This window comes from Comamonas sp. C11, assembly GCF_024496285.1.
In the GTDB taxonomy this organism is placed as follows: Bacteria; Pseudomonadota; Gammaproteobacteria; order Burkholderiales; family Burkholderiaceae_C; genus Comamonas; species Comamonas testosteroni_F.
The window spans coordinates 2,128,482-2,148,118 of sequence record NZ_CP101743.1 but is presented as its reverse complement, the minus strand read 5'-3'; the positions used below and the strand labels follow the sequence as shown (position 1 = coordinate 2,148,118).

Annotated in this window: 29 protein-coding genes and 1 pseudogene; 18 read left to right on the top strand and 12 right to left on the bottom strand. The window is 60.0% G+C overall.

All coding sequences use genetic code 11. The features are described from left to right. A complete protein-coding gene (locus tag NOX35_RS09925; RefSeq protein ID WP_256496514.1) occupies window positions 1-1,578 on the bottom strand; it encodes a hypothetical protein in 1,578 nt (525 codons plus the stop codon). Between the two features lie 162 nt (window positions 1,579-1,740). Here NOX35_RS09925 and NOX35_RS09920 point away from each other — a divergent pair, with 162 nt between their 5' ends. Beyond that, complete coding sequence (locus tag NOX35_RS09920) at window positions 1,741-1,932, top strand: hypothetical protein (RefSeq protein WP_256496513.1); 192 nt, start codon at window positions 1,741-1,743, stop codon at window positions 1,930-1,932. Here NOX35_RS09920 and NOX35_RS09915 read toward each other — a convergent pair. The 10 genes from NOX35_RS09915 to NOX35_RS09870 all read right to left on the bottom strand — a co-directional run bounded on the left by NOX35_RS09915 (window position 1,898) and on the right by NOX35_RS09870 (window position 7,398). Beyond that, a complete protein-coding gene (locus NOX35_RS09915) occupies window positions 1,898-2,221 on the bottom strand; it encodes a hypothetical protein (RefSeq protein WP_256496512.1) in 324 nt (107 codons plus the stop codon). The genes NOX35_RS09920 and NOX35_RS09915 overlap by 35 nt on opposite strands. A 205-nt stretch (window positions 2,222-2,426) precedes the next feature. After that, the gene (locus NOX35_RS09910; protein WP_041744171.1) at window positions 2,427-2,618 is read right to left on the bottom strand and encodes a hypothetical protein; all 192 of its coding nucleotides are present in this window, start codon (window positions 2,616-2,618) and stop codon (window positions 2,427-2,429) included. Next, window positions 2,618-3,214 (bottom strand): hypothetical protein, encoded by a 597-nt coding sequence (locus NOX35_RS09905; protein WP_256496511.1) that lies wholly within the window; start codon window positions 3,212-3,214, stop codon window positions 2,618-2,620. The genes NOX35_RS09910 and NOX35_RS09905 overlap by 1 nt, the downstream gene beginning before the upstream one ends. Before the next feature lie 253 nt (window positions 3,215-3,467). Beyond that, window positions 3,468-3,725 (bottom strand): hypothetical protein, encoded by a 258-nt coding sequence (locus tag NOX35_RS09900; protein ID WP_256496510.1) that lies wholly within the window; start codon window positions 3,723-3,725, stop codon window positions 3,468-3,470. Further along, window positions 3,722-4,282, bottom strand: a complete 561-nt coding sequence (locus NOX35_RS09895) for a DUF1064 domain-containing protein (protein WP_256496509.1) — start codon at window positions 4,280-4,282, stop codon at window positions 3,722-3,724. The genes NOX35_RS09900 and NOX35_RS09895 overlap by 4 nt, the downstream gene beginning before the upstream one ends. After that, entirely contained in the window at window positions 4,282-5,061 is a 780-nt protein-coding gene (locus NOX35_RS09890) for a hypothetical protein (protein WP_256496508.1), read from the bottom strand. The genes NOX35_RS09895 and NOX35_RS09890 overlap by 1 nt, the downstream gene beginning before the upstream one ends. Further along, complete coding sequence (locus tag NOX35_RS09885) at window positions 5,054-5,983, bottom strand: helix-turn-helix domain-containing protein (RefSeq protein WP_256496507.1); 930 nt, start codon at window positions 5,981-5,983, stop codon at window positions 5,054-5,056. Before NOX35_RS09885 ends, NOX35_RS09890 begins: the two co-directional genes overlap by 8 nt. Continuing rightward, a complete protein-coding gene (locus tag NOX35_RS09880) occupies window positions 5,980-6,699 on the bottom strand; it encodes a phage antirepressor KilAC domain-containing protein (protein ID WP_256496506.1) in 720 nt (239 codons plus the stop codon). Before NOX35_RS09880 ends, NOX35_RS09885 begins: the two co-directional genes overlap by 4 nt. Continuing rightward, window positions 6,696-7,139 (bottom strand): hypothetical protein, encoded by a 444-nt coding sequence (locus NOX35_RS09875; RefSeq protein ID WP_256496505.1) that lies wholly within the window; start codon window positions 7,137-7,139, stop codon window positions 6,696-6,698. The genes NOX35_RS09880 and NOX35_RS09875 overlap by 4 nt, the downstream gene beginning before the upstream one ends. After that, window positions 7,132-7,398, bottom strand: a complete 267-nt coding sequence (locus NOX35_RS09870) for a helix-turn-helix domain-containing protein (RefSeq protein ID WP_256496504.1) — start codon at window positions 7,396-7,398, stop codon at window positions 7,132-7,134. Before NOX35_RS09870 ends, NOX35_RS09875 begins: the two co-directional genes overlap by 8 nt. A 71-nt stretch (window positions 7,399-7,469) precedes the next feature. On the opposite strand from NOX35_RS09870, the gene NOX35_RS09865 reads away from it, so the two are divergent. The 17 genes and pseudogenes from NOX35_RS09865 (at window position 7,470) to NOX35_RS09785 (ending at window position 18,476) form a co-directional block, all read left to right on the top strand. Further along, complete coding sequence (locus tag NOX35_RS09865) at window positions 7,470-8,159, top strand: S24 family peptidase (RefSeq protein ID WP_256496503.1); 690 nt, start codon at window positions 7,470-7,472, stop codon at window positions 8,157-8,159. Between the two features lie 570 nt (window positions 8,160-8,729). Then, window positions 8,730-9,287: a hypothetical protein gene (locus NOX35_RS09860; protein WP_256496502.1), complete on the top strand. Its 558-nt coding sequence runs from the start codon at window positions 8,730-8,732 to the stop codon at window positions 9,285-9,287. Between the two features lie 664 nt (window positions 9,288-9,951). Continuing rightward, window positions 9,952-10,632, top strand: a complete 681-nt coding sequence (locus tag NOX35_RS09855) for a hypothetical protein (protein ID WP_256496501.1) — start codon at window positions 9,952-9,954, stop codon at window positions 10,630-10,632. A 41-nt stretch (window positions 10,633-10,673) separates the two neighbouring features. Beyond that, the gene (locus NOX35_RS09850; RefSeq protein ID WP_256496500.1) at window positions 10,674-10,850 is read left to right on the top strand and encodes a hypothetical protein; all 177 of its coding nucleotides are present in this window, start codon (window positions 10,674-10,676) and stop codon (window positions 10,848-10,850) included. A 56-nt stretch (window positions 10,851-10,906) separates the two neighbouring features. Further along, complete coding sequence (locus tag NOX35_RS09845; RefSeq protein ID WP_256496499.1) at window positions 10,907-11,104, top strand: hypothetical protein; 198 nt, start codon at window positions 10,907-10,909, stop codon at window positions 11,102-11,104. 410 nt (window positions 11,105-11,514) lie between these two features. Then, on the top strand, window positions 11,515-12,450 hold the full coding sequence (locus NOX35_RS09840; protein ID WP_256496498.1) for a recombination-associated protein RdgC: 936 nt from the start codon (window positions 11,515-11,517) through the stop codon (window positions 12,448-12,450). Window positions 12,451-12,543: 93 nt separating this feature from the next. Then, window positions 12,544-12,942 (top strand): hypothetical protein, encoded by a 399-nt coding sequence (locus tag NOX35_RS09835; protein WP_256496497.1) that lies wholly within the window; start codon window positions 12,544-12,546, stop codon window positions 12,940-12,942. 301 nt (window positions 12,943-13,243) lie between these two features. Next, a complete protein-coding gene (locus tag NOX35_RS09830; RefSeq protein WP_256496496.1) occupies window positions 13,244-13,438 on the top strand; it encodes a hypothetical protein in 195 nt (64 codons plus the stop codon). A 9-nt stretch (window positions 13,439-13,447) separates the two neighbouring features. Next, a complete protein-coding gene (locus NOX35_RS09825; RefSeq protein ID WP_256496495.1) occupies window positions 13,448-13,774 on the top strand; it encodes a hypothetical protein in 327 nt (108 codons plus the stop codon). A gap of 60 nt (window positions 13,775-13,834) precedes the next feature. Continuing rightward, window positions 13,835-14,290: pseudogene (locus NOX35_RS09820) on the top strand (DNA cytosine methyltransferase); the annotation flags it as partial. Between the two features lie 360 nt (window positions 14,291-14,650). After that, window positions 14,651-15,004, top strand: a complete 354-nt coding sequence (locus NOX35_RS09815) for a hypothetical protein (RefSeq protein WP_256496973.1) — start codon at window positions 14,651-14,653, stop codon at window positions 15,002-15,004. A gap of 55 nt (window positions 15,005-15,059) precedes the next feature. Then, entirely contained in the window at window positions 15,060-16,715 is a 1,656-nt protein-coding gene (locus NOX35_RS09810) for a hypothetical protein (protein ID WP_256496494.1), read from the top strand. Continuing rightward, window positions 16,702-17,121: an HNH endonuclease gene (locus tag NOX35_RS09805; RefSeq protein WP_256496493.1), complete on the top strand. Its 420-nt coding sequence runs from the start codon at window positions 16,702-16,704 to the stop codon at window positions 17,119-17,121. The genes NOX35_RS09810 and NOX35_RS09805 overlap by 14 nt, the downstream gene beginning before the upstream one ends. Window positions 17,122-17,185: 64 nt before the next feature. After that, the gene (locus tag NOX35_RS09800) at window positions 17,186-17,317 is read left to right on the top strand and encodes a hypothetical protein (RefSeq protein WP_256496492.1); all 132 of its coding nucleotides are present in this window, start codon (window positions 17,186-17,188) and stop codon (window positions 17,315-17,317) included. Between the two features lie 106 nt (window positions 17,318-17,423). Next, window positions 17,424-17,750: a hypothetical protein gene (locus NOX35_RS09795; protein ID WP_256496491.1), complete on the top strand. Its 327-nt coding sequence runs from the start codon at window positions 17,424-17,426 to the stop codon at window positions 17,748-17,750. Between the two features lie 20 nt (window positions 17,751-17,770). Further along, window positions 17,771-18,004: a hypothetical protein gene (locus NOX35_RS09790; RefSeq protein WP_256496490.1), complete on the top strand. Its 234-nt coding sequence runs from the start codon at window positions 17,771-17,773 to the stop codon at window positions 18,002-18,004. A gap of 220 nt (window positions 18,005-18,224) precedes the next feature. Continuing rightward, window positions 18,225-18,476, top strand: coding sequence for a helix-turn-helix domain-containing protein (locus NOX35_RS09785; protein WP_256496489.1), 252 nt, complete (start codon window positions 18,225-18,227; stop codon window positions 18,474-18,476). Here NOX35_RS09785 and NOX35_RS09780 read toward each other — a convergent pair. Beyond that, the gene (locus tag NOX35_RS09780; RefSeq protein WP_256496488.1) at window positions 18,424-19,548 is read right to left on the bottom strand and encodes a site-specific integrase; all 1,125 of its coding nucleotides are present in this window, start codon (window positions 19,546-19,548) and stop codon (window positions 18,424-18,426) included. The two genes, NOX35_RS09785 and NOX35_RS09780, sit on opposite strands and share 53 nt — an antisense overlap. Window positions 19,549-19,637 lie beyond the last annotated feature (89 nt).

Genomic DNA, 19,637 nt, shown 5'->3' with positions numbered 1-19,637 from the left:
TTATTGGTCACGAGCGGCCGTGCCGCGTTTGAGGGCTTCTGCCCCAGCTCCGATCTGTCGCCTCTGAGCGGCGCGCTCGGCTTCGCGTTCGGCGTCTCGCGCTTCCTTTTCCTGGCGCTCCCGGCGCTTTTTCTCGCTCAGCTCCGCCTGGCGGGCCGCAACCGACTGCGAACCGGAGTCGCGCAGAAACTGCTGATAGTTCGCACGACTTGCCGCCTCCTGTTCTGCGATCGACAAGGTGCCTGCTGTCTTCGCCTGGCCTGCCGGCGCTTGCATCCCAATCGGCGCGGCAGCGACTGGCTTTACGGAAGACTTTTCTGAGGCTTTCTCCGGGGAAGCGAAGCCCATGCGCTCCAGCTGTTGCGCGGTTATCCCCTTGGCGATGACCTGCTTGTATGTGTCCGCATACGCTGCAGGATCGTCCTTGACTGAGTTCAACGCGCTTGAAACAGCAGATGCAGCCAAGCGCTGCTGATTGCCATTGACGGCTGCCCGGCGCATTGCTTCAAAATCATTCTGGGCATACTGGGCAACCTGCTGCTGGGTCATTGGCTTTCCTTCGGCAGCAGCAGCATCAGCAGCTTTGGCAGCGCGGTTGTACGCCTCTCCCATGGCCTGCTTAGGATCAAATCCATAGAGAAGATCGATCTCCGGAGCTGCTCCGGCAGCTTTGCCAGATGCTTTGCCGGCGGCAATAGCCAGTTGCTGACTCCGATGGCTGATGTCCGCATTCAGCCTGCGCTCATTCAGCGCGTAATTGCGGTCGTCGTTCGCCTGCGCGCGCTGCGCCTGGGCATTGCGATGAAGCATGTCCAGGTAATGCGATGTGTCGAGACTCTTCCAGTGGGGAGACACCAGGGCAGTCAGTGCCTCCTGAGTGTTATCCACCGGCTGGCCTAGCAGCGACTTCGCGCCATCGGCGCCCAGCGTATAGAACTGCACCCTGCCGTCCTTGCCGGTATCGAAGCCCACCTTCGCACCGCCGAACAGGCCGGATTCGCTGGCAAATGAACTCAGGCCTTGGGCTCCACCACCCAGCGCGGCACGCAGCTTGCTGTCGGCATCTTTGGCAACTGCAGCCTTCTGGGCCTCATTGAACTGCAGGTCTGCAAACTGACCTTGCTTGACGTTGCGCTCTACTTCAAGGGCCTTGTCGACCAGGCCGGCGCCACGATACGCCGCCACCACACGTTGATTCATCGCCTCGGGCTTGGCGTAATCGGCCTGGGCCTGCTGGGCTTCCGCAGCGGTGGAAAAAGATTTGTTGACCCCTGGCGCAACCATGCGAAAGGTTTGCGGCGCTGGCTGACCAGTGCTGCCCTGGGTCAATGCCGCAGGTACCGGAGGGCCCGCGCTCTGATCGCCCAAAGGGCCGTCCATGACTTCAGCAGGGGCCTGGGCCTGCTTGAGGGACTGATTCAGCGAGTCCGCTTCGGCTTGCTGCTTGCGCCAGACCTCGCGCTGCTCATTTCTGAACTGCTGGTCTTGATCGTCCCGCTTGCGCTGGTCCTCTACGTCACGCTGCTTCAGATAGCCGGTACCGGCCCCCGCCAGGAATGCAATGATTGGGCTTGCCATGTGTTCCCCTGCCATACCGCAGGCGCACACAAACGGCCTCGGCGCGCGCTATGAAACGACAGTGCCGAGGCGATTTCAAGGGGGTATGAAGCAGGCCCTCTGCTACATTTCGCGGAAAACCATGCGACCTGCGCTGAACCTTGCTTTAAAGCACTCACAAAGATGAAGAAAAACGAACGAGACGCTGAAATCATCCGCCGTTGGCTGCAGCGGCCACAAAACGAACGGACGATGAACGACGTGTTTGACTTCAATAACGAGCTGCAGCAAAAGGGGTCAAGCCTTCTCGATGGTATGCCCGGCGACCCCTACCAGCAGCTCAAGTCGATACTTCGACGTCACATCCGCGAATAGCCTTTAGCGCTGCCTTGCAGATCTCATCGGCCGTTAAAACGATGAGCAGCACGGAGATCCCCTGGTGCTCAGGCTTTGATCCCCAGCCCCAGGCTTTTGCGGCCTCGCTCAACGCAGCATCGAAGCGCGAGAGCACAGGTCGCGGCTGTCGCAGCATCCGATTCGCAACCCCTGCAGCCCACGTCCTATCCCCGGAAAAATCAGGAACACCCCACGGCAATGCCTCAATCGCCTGACGTGTCATTCCGTAGACATGTTCAGCCACCTGCATATTCAGTTCTTCATCCATACGCGCTCGTCCTCTCAACGTGTGCGGACACGAGTGCCCGGCAAGCTGAAAGGCAGGGCCCTGCCATGCTTGGCGCCAGCCTTGCGGCGGGAGTCAGGCTCCGGAGTGTCCGGAGCATGCCGCGAGCGATACAGGACATCAAATGCATTGCCCTGGCTGCGAGGGGTGCCATCTGGCCATCGGTTATCGGTTTGGGGTTGGTTCATCAAAGGGCTTTTTTGCAATGGGTCAGAAGGAAGCGCAATGTAAGTGTGTCCTCACGCGGCGCAAGTTGATCGTTCTCGTTCACTTCACGAACGACCGCCTCGGGGTTGGCGCCCTGCTCGATGCGGCGGACCTCCACAACCTTTCCAGACGGGAGAATGAAGCGCTTGTAGATATGGGGGGAGCTGGCCATCAGTTTGTTTTTCTTGGGGATTCCTGCCACAGCGGCAGCTTCTTGGGCCAGAGCCCAGCTTTCAGGATTTGCTCGCGGGTAAAGCGGCCGGCCTCGATGCCGTACTCACGGTGGGCCTCTCGCCCTCCGCTCTCCAGCAGTCGATACTGGTCATAGGCCACATGGCAGCCTTCAATGCCAGGGCGACTGCAGCAGAGCGGGAAGCCCGTGCGGTCGTCGGTCTTCAGGCCCAGGCCCTTGCCGTAATTGAGGTGGGCATGCTGGCTATAGCCGCTGATGCCGCACCAAAAGCAAGGCAGCTCTGCCACCAGGCGGCGGTAGGGCTCGCTCTCTATGGCGTGCTCTTTCGGAACCACGATGCCCGTCGTGCCAGCCCCTGGGGCCATGGTGACGTTCCCGGGAACCATGCTGGCCGTAGCAAGGGCGCTCTCGATCTGACGGGCAGCGCGATCAGCAAGGCGCTGCTCTCGGCTGGCAGCCTGGCCCGGCTCGCAGTAGTGGCCTTCGTCCTGCTCGTCACGGAGCCCAGCGCCAGCCCAGCTGCCGCGAGACTTGAAGCCCTTGCCGGGCTTGAGAGGGGCGCGGCGCATCAGCATGACACTCCCTCCAATGCCCCGCCATATGCGGCATTCGTTGTCGTGTAGATGAAGCTTTGCGACTGCGCCATAAACCACGCGCTGTAGGCCGCCAAGGTGCTGAATCCTGTCGCGGTGGTACCGCGCCCAGTGCAAACCCATGTGCCGTCCACTCGCTTGATGCGTGGCTTTATCCAGTCGCGCAGCATTCGGTCGCGGCGCTGCCGTTCTAAGGCGCGTTCGCGCTCAATCTCTAAGGCTTGGTCATAGCGGCTCAGTACCATGAGCGCCCCCAGTCCTCTACAGGCACCAGAACACCGTAGTCGTTACACACGTAGACAGTGCGAGCGCCAGCCTGCACCCGGTTGCAGCAGCGGTTCTCCATCCAGCGCTCAATGAGGTAGCGCCCGTCCGCCAGGCGCTCATATTCAGGCCACACCAGCCGCGTGATGCGCGAGACGCTGGGGGGCTTGCGTTCGCCGGCCAGCGGCACGACCTTGCCAAAGAAGGCGGGGTTCAAAGGCTGGATCATTTGACCAACCTCACTTCCAGGCCCAGCAGAGCCTTCATCAGATGGCGCTTGAGCTTGAATTCGGTGGTCAGCACGCCCTTCACGTCCTCGATCACCTCCACGCCCTTTTCCACGTACACAAAATCCGCCACGTAGCGAATCGCGGGCTTGACGCGGCTTGCGTCCGCAAACTTCACGGCGGGTACCAGCTCATAGGCCACCTGGCGGCGCAGATCGCTGATTTCCCCAGCTCGCAGCTGCATGCACAGATGCCCCCAGCGGCGTGCCTCGGCCCGGCTGTCGAACTTCACCCCATCGGGGGTGACGGTCTTCTTGTTGCCGTACTTGGCTCCGCCGGCTCCAGATCGCTTGGTTGCGGCTTGAACCCCAGGCGCTTGAGCTCGGCCCGCACCGCTTCCCGCATTCCCGGCCACAGCCCGTGACCATGTGTCACGGATTCCTCTTCCAACTCCGTAGCCCTTTGCCTTGAGTAGTGCCACCACCCCGGCGTCATTGCCAGCTGCACCAGATGGTCCCTGACTGCGAGGTAGTGCGTTGGTAAATCGTTTGGCATTCATCACCTGCCCCCCTGCTGGTAGGCCAGCACAGCGGCGGCAGTTTTGCGCTTCTCCTGATTCAGGCGCATGCGGTCTGCCCGAGCCAGGACCTGGGCATGGGTGAATCGACCGGCCTTGCGGGCGAAGTGATCGCGCAGCTTGGCCAACTGCTGCAGCGTGCTACGCGCTGGGCCTGCTGGTGCACTCTCAGGGGCTGGCAGCGCCAGCGCAGATCGAGGGGCGGGCAGCTGCAGCTGGTGACGCACATCCTCGGTCAACGCTTCCAAACCGCCCGGCAGACGGCCGGCAGTCATGGCCTCCTGCAGAGCGCGGGTGCGGCCCTCAGGGTCATGACCCAGGCTGACCTGCACCACAGGATGCTGGCGCAGCGCGCGGGCCTCACCGGTGATGCGGCCGTATGCCTCAATGAAAGCTTGGCGGGCGCCGAATTTGTCGCCAGCACGCAGCAGCGGCGCGGCCACGGCCCAGGCATCGGCAATCTCGTTCGTCCACACGATGGTGGCGCTGTCGTCCGAGCTGGACAGTGCCAAGGCATAGGCCTCCGCTGGCAGCAATCGGCCCATGGCATGGTCCACATACTGCAGCACGGTGCCGGTGAGGATCGGGCCTTTGTGCTCGGCACGAATGCGGGCCAGCGCCATGCGCAGCAGAGATTTCTCGATGTGAGATAGATCGGATGCCAGCAGCGCCAGCGCCGCAGGGCGAATCTGCTGCCCGGACAGCTCAATGGTTGCGCCCAGCTCCTCAAGCAGCCAGTCGGTGTCGTGCTCGTTAAGCATTGCCGCCCTCCTTGCGCTGGCGCGTCAGGCGCTTGGCTTCCTCGATGGCGTCAAAGTTGGCGCTGCTCTTGTCCGCAGCCTGCGCCGCCGTTGCTGTCACGGCCTGGCCCCGCGCCCACTGGGTGCGATAGCTCTCGGCTTGGTTGACCAACACACCCACGCCGTGGGTGTTCTTCGTCACAAAAGTCTCGTTCACGCAGCGCACGTACCACGCAGCCACCAGCGGCGATTCCTCGTAGCCCAGGCGTTTGACCAGCGTCTTCACGTTCGCGTTCACCGCAGCATTGCGAACAGGCTTGACCCCGTAGCGCTCCACGTAGGCATCGCAGTAAGCCGCCCAAGTCTCCCGGCAGGCTGCCTGCAGAGCCGTCTCCCCTTCGCCTTCCTGCTCACCTGCTCCATCGCGGCCCGGCTGCGAAGCGGCCGGGGATGGTTCATTGGCGGTTAAGTGACGGTTCAACTGATGATTTGGGGGCGGCATTTGCCCCTCCAGACCTGCGGCATCTGCCGGGGCTGGGGCGGCATTTGCCGGGGGTACTGCGGCATTTGCCGGTGGGGCGGCATCTGCACCGGGGGCGGCAGCCGCAGGGGGGGCGGCATTTGCCGCCACATTGGTTTTGCGCTTGGTGGTGCGCTTGCTCTCCGCCGGAGCCTTGGCCGGATCAAAACGCTTGGGGCAGACGGTGTAGCTGGTGCTGGTGTTGTGGCGGTACTCACGGAACACAGCGCCAGCAGCTTGCAGCCAGGCCAAGGCATCGCGCACGGCGCGCTCAGACAAGCAGGTGCGTGCGGCGATGGTCCCAACTGCAGGCCAGCACACGCCGTCGTCGTTCGCTTGGTCAGCCAGAGAAATGAGGACAGCCTTCTGGCTGGGGCTCATGCCCTGCAAGGGCCAGCAGGCCGCCATGATGATGGTGCTCATGCCTGCACCCCAGCTTCCTGGGCCTGTCGGGCCTTGTGCTTGCCCCACAGGCCTGCAACCCACTCCACGCCCTTAGGGGTGAACTTGGTGGTGTTGAATGCGTGCTCGTTGACCTGGCTAACGCCGGTCTTGATGGAAAAGCGGCCCGCGTCAATGTGGTTCTGGTACGGGGTCAACACGCCGGCCAGGCGGTAGAGGATCTTGCTGTCCTCAAGGAATGCGCGGAATTCCGGCTCCTTGGCATTCAGCAGCTTGGCAACTTGGCGGAAACCCAGAGAGCCATTGGCCGCCACGTAGCGGTCCACGTACTCAGCTTTAGGTGCTGCCAGCGCCAGCTGCGTTTCCGCCTGAATGCGGGCCTGCTCGGACTCCATGGCCAGCTTGAGAATGTCCATGCGCGTCAGCTGTGCTGGCGCAGGCTGCTGGGCCTCCAGCTCCTGCCAGCGCTTGACTACCTTCATGCGCGCCACCGGGTCGTAGCCCAGCAGCAAGGTCAGGCTGGTGTCCTTGTCCAGCAGGTACTCGACGTAGGTCTGGCCGTTCTGGGGGTGTATCCAAGGATGGATAGACCCGCCAAACAAAGCACCCAGCTGTCCATGCAAGGCGCGCAGGTCGCGCATTACATGAAAGTGATCCTTGCCGGTCAGCTCCGCAATGTCGCGGCTGCTCATGGTCAGCGGTACCGCCACCAGTGAAATTGTCGAATTCAGACTCATCGGCCGCGCCCTCCGAATTCGCGGCCCGCAAATGGCACTGCCATTTGTTCGCGGATGTCCATAGCATTGGCGTCATGCAAAGCTCGCTCCGCCACCATCAATGTGTAAGTCTTCTTGTGCACGACTGCATAGATGCAATCGCGCTGAGCACTGGACACGTCTTGTTGGCGGGCGGCAGCAATGTTCCTGAACAGAGCGTCTGTGTGCGAGTCGATCCACGTTTTGATCGGGGTGTCCAGCTTGCCAAACGGACCCGAAATTCCGCGAGCGAACATCGGAGTTTGATCATCAACAGCAAGATGACCAATGGCGTGATCCAAGACCTCCTGGGCGTCGTCCGGGGAAAGGCCCTGCAGCGCATTGAGCACGGCCCCAAGAGCGGCTTTCTGGGCCTTGGACAGGTGAGCGAGTTGCGCGATGCGCTTGGTGGAATCAGTCATTGCCGTCCACCTCCTTTTCTTGGGTGGATGGCTGAGCCAGCTCCTGGTCGGATGGGCGCAGGCGATGCGTGGCCGTTGCCTCTGCCAAGTCGATTCCAGCGAGCACCTTGCGATATGCCGCCTTCAGGTACATAACCCGAGCACGAGGAATCCCATCCCTCTTCCAGTCGCTGACGCTGGGGGGCTTGATGTCAAAGATCCGTGCGACGGCAAACGTCCCGCCGAGCGCGTCAATTACCTTGGTTGCGGATGTGTTCATGCGCAGAATGTTAGATCAAGCTAACAAACAACGCAAGCCCAAGCTAACAAATAAAAAGTTAGGCTAAGCTAATGACTAGCATTCAAGAAAGACTCAGAGATGTTTTCCAGCTGCCGCTGGAACGCGGAGTCATGGCCAACATCGCCAAAAAGTGCGATGTGAGTCGGCCAACGGTTTCCGCATGGTTCAACAACCCTGAGAAGGTCTCTTCAATCAGCAGAACCCATGCAGAAATCATTTGCACCGAGTACCAACTGAGCGTGTCCCCAGCGTGGCTAGCCGAAGGCATCGGCCCTAAGGAATTAGCTCCAGGTTCTCGGCTTGTAATTGCGGAGCACTCGAATGTGGAGCCCGCCCTAGAACTGAAGAAATCAAGAAGAGTGCCAATTACAGGAAGCGTACGCGGTGGAGACGACGGCTATCTGGTGCAAGACACCACTCCCGATGGCTGGGTGGAATACTGGACGGGAGACCCCCAGGCCTATGCCCTGCGCATAAAGGGAGACTCCATGCACCCGCGCTACCGCGCCGGGGAATTCGTCGTCATCACCCCCAGCATAGAAGCCCAGCCAGGCCGTGATGTCGTTGTGAAGCTTCACGATGGCAAGTGTCTGCTCAAGGAACTCAACTGGATTCGTGGTGATGAAATCCAACTGCTAAGCATCAACAACGGCTATGCCCCCATGACTATCTCCAAGGAAGAGGTGGAATGCATCTGCCGCGTGGCCGGATCGGTTGGGCCGGATTCGATGGTGTTTTAAATGTTGGAGACCATTGAGATTCGGTGAGAAGCAGCACCCATATGCCTCAGAGACTAGCCCGCGATGAGCGGGCTTTTTTTCGTCTGCGGCTTTCTGGGGATCTCTGAAAATTTGCTCAAGCTTCCAATTTGTTAGCCTAAGCTATTGACATATTGTTCGCCGAAGCTAACAATTCACTCGTCGCAGCAATAAACCGCTGCGATGGGTGCGAAGTGATCGAGCCAGCACCGAAGCTCATGCAGCCGCACGGCTGGGTAAACACAGGGCACCGCGGGCGGCAGCGGGATACAAAAGGTCGTCGGTCGCTCTAGTCAGTACTGCTCTGCCCCCGGATGGGATCGGCAACAGGAACATCGAAAGGCCACGCGAAATCCATCCGCTGGGTTCTATACGGCGGTGAGGCATTCAGGGAGGCCAAGAGCAACAACGCCCAGCGCGCTAGCGCCGCCGTCCGGAGCGCATCCGGAGTTCAAACCAAAGCCTTGCTTGCAGGGCTTCCGTTTGAGTTGACCTACAGGCCCAATTCGCTCAAGAATACTGTATAAATAAACAGTTGAATCAAGGAATGCCATGAACTGTCGTCTTGGTGATCTGGCCATCGTGGTCAACGATCTTGAATACCCCAACAACAACGGCTGTCTGCTGGAAATTCTCAGCCGCGCCACACCGGGGGCCCATTCGATCCCTGCAGACTGGGAGGGGCGTCCTCTCTCCACCTTCAAGTTTGGCGACCTTACTTGCCCTCCCGACCCGCGAAACACTGTCGTCTATAGGGATTGCGAGCTACGCCCGCTGCGCAACAGTGATGGCGCCGACGAAACCCTCGCATGGGCCAAGCTGCCCAAGCAGGTGGACACCAAGATTCCCGCCACAAAGCAGGACGAGGTGGTGACAGCCACTCTGCAGACATGTTTCCTGGGTGCCACTGTGCAATGCGCCGAGCAATTCGTCAGCGGGGCCTGGAGCCTGACTGTGCGCAGCGGAGACATGGGATTTGACGTCCGAGTGGATGCCCATATCGCGCCGCCTGGTGGCTTCCACCCCGGCGACCGCATCCGCCTGGAATACAAAAAAGGCGACAACCCACTTTTCGGGCCCTTCATCAAGGCTCACTTGCTGAATGCATAGGTGCCTACGTGAGTAACGGAGATTCAAAAATGTGAGCGATTCGCCAGCATGCGGCTATGCATGTGCCCTCCCCCGCAGGGCTATAGCGGGGCCATCAAGAAAGAGCGCGGCACTGAAAAACTGAAACCGGGCGTGGAGTTTGGCAATCCGAGATGCCGCCACCGACAGACCGCCAGCCGGGTGATCCGCTCTTTTTCTTGATGGTGTCGGGGGTCGGCTCCCCGGTTCTTACAAACCAGGCCTGCAAGGCCCGGCTGGAATACTGCAAGAGGGTAATTGCACCGGTCTTAGGTGCCCATCATGAACACCCCGGGAAAGTAGCGGGGGCTATCTGGCGTGACTGCTCGAGCAGGTACGGCAGCACAGGAATTCGCCTGGGCTGGCGGCAGTCACGAACTCGGCGCTTGCGTCGTGGCGACAGTGGTCACGCCAGATGGCGCAGCACCTTTTATTAACCCAAGTGCGCATTTCTTCTGCCTGCCCCTCATCGGGCAGAAGGAAGCTGCGCCATCTAACTTTTCCGCCGGGTCTGGGGCCTATCTCCTCCCTCCCTCTCTAAACCATTCCCCAGGCAGACCCGAAAGGTCACCGGCTCTTTATTCAAGCCCGCAGCAATCGCTCGCGGGCTTTTTCTTTGCCCCAACCACCCTCCACAGGAGTCCCCATGGAAATCAAGATCGATTTGGACTTGCCCAGCATCATCTCCCAGGCCGTCAGCGCCGAGCGCATCCAGCCCCTGGTAAACAAGGCCATTGCCGAAGCTGTCGGTGCCGCCATCCGGGACGCTACCGACTATTCCAGCCCGTTCCGCAAGGCGCTTGAAACCCAGCTCAAGGACGCCATGCCCCACGGGCTGGCAATTGATGATGTGGCGAAGTTCCAGCTTATGGCCAATAGCGCAGTCACGGAGGCCGTCATGAGCGCGAACGCTGAAACCATCAAGACAGCTATCGCTCAAGGCCTGAAAAGCTCCATCCCGGACGTGCCAGAGCGCATCAAGCTGTCCGAGTTGGTTGGGAAGGCGCGCGAAGCCTTCCACAAGGAGCGGCATGAAGCCTTCTACGCTCACTACGAACCAAGCGAGTATGGCGGCGGCTGGCTTTCGCTTGATAGCGATGAAAGCACTAGCAGCAAATACAGCGCCGACATGCGACTGTCCATCAACAAAAACGGTGAGGTCTATTCACTGAAACTGGACGGCCGCGACATCACGCCCAAGAGCATTCCCGATGCTGTGGGCAGGTTTGACGGCCTTCTGCTCGCGCTCTACGTTGGCCGCAGCTCTATCGAGCTGGACATGGACGCGGACGAAGTTGAAAGCGCCGCCGGCGAGCAATGGGATTGAGGGCTGCGTGATGAATCCATACAGCAACCAACACCCTGTCGATGAAGACATGGTTCAGCGCCTGCGCGAGAAGGGAGGCCTGTGAAATGGCCGCTCATCCTCACCCCAATCAAAAGCTGCTGCTCGCGGCGCAATGGGCTCTCACCGGCTTCGGCCTCTTCTGCCTGATCGGCGCGGTCGTGGTTATTGCCCTCACACCCGAGGCCTGGCCCGTCTGATCGTTCAATTTTGATAGCTGCTCGCGCTTTCTGGATAAGCGCTAAGGAACGAAACCATGACAAAGCTGCTTGAAGCCCTGATCTTGATCGTTGCCATCTGCCTGGGCCTTACATGGCTGGCCGTGCCAGATGCCCAGGCAGATGAGCCCCAGACCATCGCCCAGAACCTGCGCGACGAGTTCGCCTGCCCAGGCATGCATGCCGAGTGGCTGGACGAGAAGACTGTGCAGTGTTTGAAGGAAAAGCCGATGTGATTATTTAGGATGATTAAAGCCGTTACATAAGCTAACATTCCTGAACAATCCAAATGACGGGGCTACCTTGTTTCGACTATTCGTGTACTCGTTGATCCCATTGATTGCGTGGAAAACCTGCACCGCGTACTACCCGCTACAGGTGAAGTCATCCGCAAGTCTATTCAATGAGCATCAGCGTGCCCGGGCCGTCGAAGTGTTGACCAACACCACGATCAAAGCACCCAAACAGCGATGTGATGGGCGCACGCATTGCTCACCAAGAATGCTCTGTGCTGAAAAGCCCTCTACCCATTGCGCCACGCCGCTTAGCCCCAAATAGCACCTTCCCGGCTCCCTATCTCCTGGGACCCTTCTATTCACTCGCACCAAGCCCGCACCCGCGGGCTTTTTCTATTTCTGGAGTCCAGATGTTCAAGAGCATGATCATTTACCGCATTGCCAAGAGCTGGCAAGGCGATCTGCAGGCGCTGGAGGATGCCCTGCGAAAGACAGTTTTCGAGGAGTGCAGCGCCACGCAGGAGCGCTCTGTGGGCTGGGTTCCGCCGCGCGGCGAGCAGCACGGCCCGCTGGTCGAGTCCGTGGCCGGGCAGTGGGTCATGCGCTTCATGACCGAGGCCAAGGTGCTGCCGGCCAGCGTGCTCAATCGCAAGGTCAACGAGAAGGCCGAGCACATCGAAAATACCGAGGGCCGCAAGCCCGGCAAGAAGGAAAAGCGCGACCTCAAGGACGAGGCCAAGCTGGATCTGCTGCCCATGGCCTTCACCAAGCAGGGCAGCATGTGGGTCTGGATCGACCCGCAGGCGCGCACGCTGGTGCTCGATACCAGCGCCCAGGGCCGCGCCGATGAAGTGGTGACGCTGCTGGTCGAAAGCCTGCCAGGCTTTGCGGTGGCCCTGCTGGATACCCAGACCAGCCCACAGGCCGCCATGGCACATTGGCTGATGACACAGGAGCCGCCCGCCGGCTTCACCGCCGACCGCGAAACGGAGCTGAAGGCTGCGGACGAGTCCAAGGCTGTGGTGCGCTACGCCCGTCACCCGCTGGATATTGATGAAGTCCGCCAGCACATCGAGCACGGGAAGCTACCCACCAAGGTGGCCATGACCTGGGACGACCGAGTGAGCTTTGTGCTGACCGAAGGCCTGCAGATAAAGAACATCGCGCTGCTGGATGCGGTCATGGACGGCAACAGCAAAGAGGACGGCGGCTTTGATACCGATGTAGCCATTGCCACCGGCGAGCTGTCGCGCCTGATCCCCGACCTGATTGAGGCTCTTGGCGGCGAAGGCCGCACCGCTCTGGGCGACCTGCCCGCCTCGCCGGCTACCAGCGCCAGCAACTGATCATCTATTCATAGATCTGCATATCCAGGGCTAGGCGCCCACATCAATGAATCATCTGCCCGCCGACAAGCGGGCTTTTCTTTGGAGGCTCCCATGAGTCTGACTTTCGTGAATCACAACGGCGACCCCATCACCGATTCCCGCATGGCCGCCATGCGAGCTCAAGGAATGGAGCTCGAGCGCCAGCGCCGGCTGGCCGCCAAGGCAGATCCCGTGTCCGTGCACAAGGGCTGGCGCGTGTCAGGTATAGCGCCCGGCCTGCTCGACGAGGCAATGCAGGCGCACGAGCGGCTATGCCAAATGGCGCAGAAGGCCGGCGGCAAGCCTCCAGAGCCGTTTGATGAAACCGCGTGGCTGCGCGCCGCAAAACGCACTGCAGTTCGCAGCAAGCCTTACCCCCTTCAAGAAGCCGCCCAGCTCTGCAAAGAGCTTGCCATCAAGGCAGGCTGGCTTGAAGTGCAACTCCAAGAAATCAAGAAAGTCGTCTCTTGATCGCTAGCCAGCCCCTTGCCTATCAATTACCTGCAAATGCGACTAACTGAGCAAAGAACAGGGAGATTGCAGCAACCTGCACGACGACATACCGCAAATACGACGCTTTTTGTTGCTGCGCCAATCTTCTTCACATAATCCCATAAATCCATAGGCGTCAACGACTTACAGGCGGCTGATTATCTTATTAATGATTTCCGTTAATCAATAAAATGACGAAGCATTATTAAAACAAAATTCAGCAATAACAAGAAATGGAGAATCAAAATACAATAAAAGCTCTTCAGCAACGGAGTCTTATATGACCAACACGGTATCAGCATGGGTTTTTGAAGACAGTAAAACGCTTGAATCATATCTGCGCACCTTGTTTTCACATATCGATAACCGCTCCATGGGCGCTGTACGCCACCATGCAAACACTAACCGATTTGCAAACAACGGACTAAGAGATGAATTCATCAAGCTTGGTGAGTCCATGCTGAATCAACGATAAGGAGTAATCATGCTTGCAGCCATCTACACACCCGATATGCATCTCGTGGGGCAAGCTGAATTTCGCGAGCGATTCCGCGACGGAGAGATTATCTCTCTCCAAGTCACCCAGCTCACAGGCATAGCAGCTCCAAGAACAGGCTTCCAGCAAGTAGTGCAACTTGATCTAGCTAAGCCTGCCCATATTGCAGATTGCAATCTGCGATGCGTAGAGCCTGTTATCAATGGGCACCCAACGACCATGCTGATTATTGAAGACCAGCAGCTTGGTGAAATAGCAAAGCGGAACAAAAATCAAGCTGATATTTTGATTCAAGCGATAGAAGCACTTCACTAGCCACCACATCCTATTCATCCACCGGCCCGCCACTGAGCGGGCTTTTTGCTTTCTGGAGCCATGAAACCGGCGTACTACAACGAAATAGACAAGTTCGCGGCACAGATGCTGCGCAACCTCATTGCCGCCGGACATATAGCACCAGGCGACGTTGACGAAAGGAGCATCGAGGATGTTCACCCCTCAGACCTCAAGCCATACACCCAGTGCCATTTCTTCGCAGGCGTCGGTGTCTGGTCCTATGCACTTCGCCGCGCCGGCTGGCCAGATGATCGACCTGTTTGGACCGGTTACTGTCCCTGCCAACCTTTCAGCTCGGCAGGCGAAGGAGCTGGGTTTGATGACGAGCGGCACCTTTGGCCGCACTTCTTCCACCTCATTGAACAGCGCCGCCCTGCAGGAATCTTTGGAGAGCAGGTTGCGAGCCGTGACGCAAATCCTTGGATCGACCTTGTACAAGATGACTTGGAAGGCTTGGGATACAGGGTCGGGGCGGTCCCGTTTCCGTCTGCGGGCGTCGGTGCTCCGCACATCCGTGACCGGCTCTACTGGATGGCCCACGCCAATGGCACGCGACACATTTCCCGCGCACTCGGCGGAATACATCGCAGCGAAAAAAGCCCAAGGGCACGGGATGGCGAACTTGAACGACACGGTGCAGCTATCTGGATGGCCGACTCCAACAGCAGCCCTAGCAGACAAGGGCGTGAGGACCTTCGAGGGTGGCCTGCTGGAAGCAATGCGGAACCATGGCCCGGACCTAGCCGCGGCAGCATGCCTGGCAGGATGGGGGACCCCAACGGCCAGTACTCCAGGCGGATCACCGGAGCAAGCAATAAAGCGCAAGGAGAAGCATGCTTGCGGGGAGGTTGCGACATGCCTAGCTCACCAAGTGCAACTGGCGACATGGGCAACGCCCAGCGCGCGGGACTGGCACTCAGCCAGCGCATCGCCAGAATTCCTTGCGGCGCGAGCGGAGCAGACGCGGGGCAAACCGCTGAGCGAGCAGGCATTCACGCTCCTGCCGGGCCCGGCCCGGTTAACGGCCCATGGTCAGCTGCTGACTGGCTCCTGTGCCGGGATGGAAAGTGGCGGCCAGTAGAACCCAGCACATTCCCGCTGGCTCATGGGGCTCCCGCCAGAGTGGGACGCCTGCGCGCCTACGGCAATGCCATCAACGCGGAACAGGCGCGCATCTTCATCGAAGCGGGCATGAGCTGCATGCCCTGACCACCAACACCCCAGCCCGCAGCCGCGGGCTTTTCTCATTCTGGGAGCCACCCTCATGAAACAGCCAATCAAGATGACCTCTGGCGATGAGCTGCACCTGACAGCACTCATGGCGCCTTTCAGCCTGAACCTTGTCACCGGACAAGATCGCCAGCACCTGCTGGGCTACGGCCGATCAGCGTTTGAAGCCGGCCTGAAGACGGCAGCCGCAGCAGAACAAGCCGCATGGCATGCAGGACTGGACGGAGGCCGAGCACAGGCCGAAGCCAACCAGCTCGCCGCGCAACATCCTGACGATGCCGCTGTCGACGCACTGGCATCGCTCATGAAGGCCAAGCTGGCGAAGCAGCGAGACAAGGGCTACGGCGGCTGGGACGATACCGAGTGCAGCCAGCAGCACCTGTCGGGACTGCTGCGTGGCCACGTTGACAAGGGCGATCCCGTTGACGTTGCGAACTTCTGCGCATTCCTGTCGGCGCGCGGCGAAGGCATTGCACCCCAGGCAGCGCCCGCAGCCGTGGCAGTGCCTGATGAGCGCGCGGCGTTTGAGCGGATAGTCAAAGAGACGATGCATGACGCAGGTGAAGACCATATCGCAGAGCGATTGGCATGCTGGCCGGATGGCGCTTACAAAGACCGAAGCACCGGATATGCATGGTGGGCATGGCTGGCCCGCGCCGCGCTTGCCGCCACCCCGGCAGCAGCTGCGCAAGTGGTGCTGCCTGAGCCTGATTTCCAGCTGAAATGGAGCGCGAGCGCTGGACGGTACTCATTCAGCAAGCCGATCACTGGTGATGCTGACTGCTACACCGCCGACACCGTGCGCACCCTGCTGGCCGGAGCATCTGCACCGGCAGCGCAGGCGGTGGAGCCGACAGATGCTGAGTTGATAGCTCTGAACGCCGGCGAGTGCTATTTCGGAGAGTCTCCGAGCAAATACCCCGAGCTCGGTCACGGCACCCAGTACCACGCCGGCGCACCTGGAGTGCTTGGCTTTGCACGTGCAGCCCTTGCGTTGCGCTCCGATCCAGCAGCGTATTCGCAAAAGTTCCAACAGCGTGTGCAGCCCTGGATGATGACCTGCTTCGGCCCTGAAATCTCCGCTGACCACATTGAGCGCAACCACCGCTTTCTGGAAGAGTCCTTGGAGCTGGTGCAGTCGCTTGGCTGCACGGCCAGCGAGGCGCATCAGCTGGTGGATTATGTATTCGGGCGGCCTGCTGGCGAACCAGCGCAGGAGGCTGGCGGCGTGATGGTCACGCTCGCGGCGCTGTGCCTGGCCAGCGGCCTGGACATGCACGCATGCGGCGAGACGAAGCTGGCGCGCATCTGGACAAAGGTCGAAGCCATCCGGGCAAAGCAGGCAGCAAAGCCGAAGCACTCGCCTCTGCCCATGCATGCACCCCAGGCGCAGGCAGACGCGCGGGATACGGAGCTGCTGGACTTTCTCAAAGACCAGTGCATTGACCTGCGCTGCTTCACTACCAGCGACGGGGACGATGTGGGATGGCGAACAGTGCAGCACCACATGGGCGAGCCCCGTGAGCGCGTGGTTTCGGAGGTCTGCGGCGATGAGCCACGGCGGGCGATTCGTGAGGCCATGGCTCGCATCGAGCGCGACCCGTACTGCACCGGGCCGCTGCATTTGGAAGATGAAGCCGCCATCGCCGCCCAGGTAGCCCAGCAGGGAGGTGGAGATGGCGCTCAGTAAAAAGCAGCGCGCCGAGCTGCGCGAGAAGTTTGGCGGGCGCTGCGCCTACTGCGGCAGCCTGCTGGGTGACAAATGGCATGCCGATCATGTTGAGCCCATTGTTCGCAATGACTGGTTCAAGCGCGCCGGATTTACCAAGGAACTCCACTGCCCGCCAGACCACCCCGAGCGCGACACGCTGGCCAACATGAATCCGGCATGCCCGCCCTGCAACATCGACAAGCACAGCCTCACGCTGGAAGGCTGGCGCGAGCTGATGCAGCGAAGCAATGAGGTGCTGATGCGCGATGTGTCCACATTCCGCCGCGCCGTGCGCTACGGACTGGTGACGCTCAACAGCGAGCCGATCGTCTTCTATTTTGAAAAGCTGGCAGCCCAGCAGACACAAGGGGGCAAGCATGTCTAAGCGACTCGCAGGAAAGCGATGGTTTGAGGCCATGGGCCGACGCGCGCGGTCACAAGGCAAGGCTATGTGGCTTGGCCAAGACCGAGAGCAATGGCCGCTGTGGGCGAAGCATGCCTACATGGCCGGTTACATCGACCAATGGGACAGCGGCCTCAAAGCCACGCAGCGCGCCCAGGCGCAGAAAGGCCAAGCATGAGCCGCCGAGCCCGCGACCGAGGCGACAAGCGCGACAGATGGCGCGAACCAATCAACCACCCCGAGCCCCGCCACTGAGCGGGGTTCTGCTTTTAGGGAGCTACCCAATGAAAGAAACCGGCTTGATGTTCAAAGCGCCCTTGGTGCGCGACATCCTGAGCGACCTGAAGACCCAGACGCGCCGCGCATTCAGCGAGCACATGATGAAGCAGATGCGCGCTGCTGCTGCCATTAGAGAGGTGTCGCACTTTCTGGACGAGGGGAGCCTGCAACCCAACGACCTTGCATATGTGCAGCAGTTCTCACCGGTGGGCCAGCCCGGCGACCGCATCTATGTGCGCGAGACATTCGCCCGTGTGCCACGGTCTGCGGCAGCGATGAGGTTGTTTTTGCCGCCGACTACCAGGACGGCAGCGACAAGGCCGCAGGCGTGAAGTACACCCCAGCGATTCACATGCCCAAAGATCTGGCCCGAGTCTGGCTGGAAATCACTGGAGTGCGGGTGGAGCGCCTGCAGTCCATCAGCCGAGGGGATGTCATGGCCGAAGGATGCCCGTTCCCCAACATGGCCGATGGTGCAGACCCGCGCGATTGGTTTGCCGAGGTTTGGAAGTCCACCGGTGGTGACTGGGCCGCAAACCCTTGGGTCTGGGTGATCGACTTCAAGCGCATTGAGAAACCGCGATGACCAGCGCCAGCACCGTGGGCCTACCAGAAGACAAGGCCTACATAGCCCACCACTTCAACTGCCCTACCTGCTGCGCTGCCGGCTTATCCGGCGGCAAGCAGGCTCGCTGCCCAGATGGCCAGCGCCTATGGGACCTCTACCTGCAGGCATTCCAAGCCCTGAACCTCGCACCCCAAAATAAGCAGAAAGCCCCGAGAGGGGCTTAACTTTTGATAGCACTATGACCAAATCCACAAACAATTTCACCTGCTCCGTCACAGAAGCGGCGGAGATTCTTCAGGTGCATAGTTCCACCATTGAAAAACTCATTGCCGGCGGCGTGCTGCCGGCCGGCCGCATTGGTCGCGCCTACGTGATGCGAACCAGTGATGTGCACCGCTATGCAGAAAAAGTCATCCTTGACCAGACTTCAGAGCGGCTTACCAAAGGTCATCGGCCAAGGTCGATCCGCGCAAGTTTGCGTATCGCATGAGCATTCTGTGGCTCTTGTGGCCAGTAATTTTCATGATCTGCGTCTCGCTGAGCTTGGTGCGCTCAAACAGGCGACTCGTCGCCTCGTGGCGCAGGTCATGGAAAAGCAGCCCCGTCGCCCCGGCTTGCTCAAAAATATCCACGAAAAGGCGCGACAAGAAATCTGTCGTTTCATTCAGCTTCTTCGCTGACTCCTCCCCCTGCAGGAAGGGGAACACCAAATCAGCAGGGCCGGCATCACTTGGCTGGAACGCGCGCAGTTCCGCCAGTGCCACGGACGACAGCGGGACTTGCCGCTTGTCCCCGTTTTTGGTCTTGTCCAGGAAAACTGTCTTGTGCGGCAGATCCACCTGGCTCCAGCGCAGCGTGTACATCTCACGCATCCGCATCGCTGTCTCAACCGCCAGCACTGTGATGCACTTCAACGCCACTTTGTCCCGCCGCCCCTCAAGCACGAGGGGCCGCTGTGTGCGGGGCAGCACACCCGTAGCGATCACTCCCAAGATCTTTTCCCACTCTCCCGGCTCAAGCCGACGGTCCCGTTCATTGTCTTTTCGCTGCACGCCGGCCACGGCCGCGTCAGCCTTGGTGTATTGGGCATAGCCACTTGGCAGCGAGCGAAGTGCGTGGTCAGGCATGGTGAGGAAGCCTTTGCGCATACCCCAGTCCGTGGCTCGAGCCAGAGCGCCGACTTTCGCGTGAATCGTAGTGGGCGCTACCTTATCAATGCGCTTCATCTGCGCGATCCAGTGGTCCACCCAGGCGGCATTGATTTCAGTCAAACGCACCGTGCCATGGATCGGCACTATGGTTCTCAGCGATGCAACATCCTTGGGCGAAGGATGGGCCTCGCGCTCGTAGTCGGCCACAAGGTCGGAGATGGTCAAAACCTGTTCGGTCTTTTTGTGCTCAAGAGGAACAATGCCGCGCGCTAGCAGCGCCTCCAACTTGGCCGCATATTCATCGCCTTCTGCCTCTGTGGAAAACGTGAGATACAGCGGCTTATCCAGAACGCCCTTCTTCTTGAAGACGTACTGCCACGATCCATTTGGAAACTGCTTCTTGCCTGCCATCTAACCTCCCAAAAAGGAGCGCCATACTAATCCCTGCAGAGTTGGTAGACAACGATTTTCAGTTGGTAGAGGCGGCTTGTGACGGCTAT